This window comes from Streptomyces sp. NRRL B-24085, from assembly GCF_001282115.1.
Classification (GTDB): Bacteria; Actinomycetota; Actinomycetes; order Streptomycetales; family Streptomycetaceae; genus Streptomyces.
The window spans coordinates 1-2,049 of the sequence record NZ_LJBR01000464.1; the positions used below are offsets into that span (position 1 = coordinate 1).

Sequence of the window (2,049 nt, forward strand, 5' to 3'; positions counted from 1 at the left end):
GTGTGCCGGAGTCCTCGCCGTACGGGCCGAGCGCGTACGGCCGGCGGGGGCCACAGGTCGGGGGACCGGCGTTTCGGGGGGCGGGGTGGGTTCCACGGGGATGACGTCTGTGGCCGGTGCCGATGAGGACGGCGACAGACGAAACGTTTCCGACGTGGTGGGCGTCCTGGTGCTCGGCGCCTGTGCCGCCTGGTCGCTGATCACCGCGGCCGCACACGACGGGCGCCCGGAGGGTGTGCTGCTCGCCCTGCTGGCCGTCGCCGCGGGCTATGCCGCCGGCCGGATCTCGGGGGCGCTGCTGCCGGTCGCCGCCCCGTGCGCCGCCGCCCTGACCGGACTGGGCCTGACGGTCGGGCTCCCCCGTCTCGTGCCCGGGCCGGAGATCGTCGGTCCGCTGGGGCACGCGGGCGCCACGGCCGCCCTGACCACGCTCGCCACCGGCGCCGCGTGCTGCGCCGCCTGGAGCACCGGCTCTCCCGGCCTGCGGGCCCTGCTGCGGCTGCTGGCCGCCGGCATCGCGGTCGCCTCGGCCGCCCTGGGTTCGGTGTCCGGGCTGATCACCTGCACGGCGGTGCTGCTCTGCTCGCTCGCCGCGGGCCGGATGCGCCACCGCGGTGCCGGCATCGCCGGTCTGGCCCTGGCCGCGACCGCGGTGACCGGTCTGACCTGGGCGGTGGCCGCGAACGCGGTACCCGAGGGGCTCGCCGGGACACTGCGCGGCCGGCTCACCCCGCACCGGATCGACCTGTGGCACGACGCCCTCCGCCTGGCCCGCGAGGACACCGCCCTCGGGGTGGGTCCGGGCCGCTTCGGGGAGCTCAGCACGACCGCGGCCCAGTCCCTGCAACCTGACGGGAAACCGCACTCGGCGCCGCTGCAGATGGCCGCCGAGCAGGGCGTGACCGGGGTGCTGCTGCTGGCGGCGGCGTTCTGCTGGCTGCTGTACGCGCTGTGGCGTTCCCCCCGCGCCACCCCGGTCGTGCTCACCGCCGGCGCGGCCCTGACAGCGCTGGCGGCGATCGCCGCGGTCGGCAACGCGCTGAGCTTCACGATGGTGTCGGTGGGCGTCGGGTTCCTGGCGGGCCTGGCGACGGCCCACCCGCTCACCGACGGGCCGGCGGGGAGGTGACCGAGCGGCCCGGTCTCAGTGGCGCGGTCCCGCGGCCCTGGGCCGCAGCCGGTCGCGGATGATGCGTACGGCGGCCTCCGCGTCGTCCACGGTGACGGTGAACGTGTGGCCGTCCCAGAGCTGGAGGACCAGTCCCTCACCGCGGCGCACGACGACGGCGGTGCCCTTCTCGGGGCGCCAGCGGTAGCCCCAGCCGCCCCAGTGCCGGGGAGTGACGTGCGGGATGAACTCGGCTCCGGCGACATGGGCCAGCGGGATCCGGCGGCGGGGTACGCCGATGTGGCCGCAGCGGACCTCCAGGTGGTCCATGTCGACCCTGAGGGCGACGTGGACGAAGGCGAGCGTGAGGAAGAGGACGAGCAGTCCGGCCGCGATGCAGCCGACCACGGACATGACGAGCGGGGCGATGCCGGAGGTCCACGCCGAGTCGACGGCGAGCTCGACGCCGAGCGCCACGATGGCGGCGCCGCCGAGCGCCAGCAGCCACTGGATCCGGTTGGACGCGCGGCCGGTCCAGACGTCGGTGTGGTGCGAGGTGTGCTCGCCGTGGAGGTGGTCCCTCATGCCTACGAGACTACTCAGGTTTCGCCCTGCGGGTAGGTCGTCGCACTGCGTGACTGCTCCGGGCGGGGGCTTTCCGGCCGCCCGGCCGCGGTCAGCGGGCGGGGGTGGCCGTCATCAGGAGGCGGCCCTCCGCGTAGGCCAGGGCGGGCGCGGGCAGGGCGGCACCCTCGCGTCCGCTCAGCAGCACCGTGAGGGTGCCGGTGGCCGCGGCGTCGGGGGCGGGCTGCTCGCCGAGCCGGCGCAGCGCCTGGGCGGCGACCGCTCCGGCGGAGCCGTGCAGGACGAGCGGCGGACGGCCGGGGCGCTGCACGGCGGCGCGGATCCGCTCGGCGACGAGTTCGTAGTGGGTGCAGCCC

Annotated in this window: 2 protein-coding genes and 1 pseudogene; 1 reads left to right on the forward strand and 2 read right to left on the reverse strand. The window is 76.3% G+C overall.

Annotated elements, in window-relative coordinates; translation table 11 throughout:
• Window positions 1–100: 100 nt before the first annotated feature.
• On the forward strand, window positions 101–1,129 hold the full coding sequence (locus AOJ26_RS36710; RefSeq protein WP_078960167.1) for an O-antigen ligase family protein: 1,029 nt from the start codon (window positions 101–103) through the stop codon (window positions 1,127–1,129).
• A 15-nt stretch (window positions 1,130–1,144) separates the two neighbouring features.
• On the opposite strand, the gene AOJ26_RS36715 is transcribed toward AOJ26_RS36710, so the two are convergent.
• Complete coding sequence (locus AOJ26_RS36715) at window positions 1,145–1,693, reverse strand: hypothetical protein (protein ID WP_053852686.1); 549 nt, start codon at window positions 1,691–1,693, stop codon at window positions 1,145–1,147.
• Between the two features lie 91 nt (window positions 1,694–1,784).
• A pseudogene (locus AOJ26_RS36720) lies at window positions 1,785–2,049 on the reverse strand (glutamate racemase); the annotation flags it as partial.

Bases quoted from the DNA above. Each gene is read 5' to 3' on its own strand.
- AOJ26_RS36710 (WP_078960167.1), top strand. From the start codon at position 101: ATGACGTCTGTGGCCGGTGCCGATGAGGACGGCGACAGACGAAACGTT.
- AOJ26_RS36715 (WP_053852686.1), bottom strand. From the start codon at position 1,693: ATGAGGGACCACCTCCACGGCGAGCACACCTCGCACCACACCGACGTC.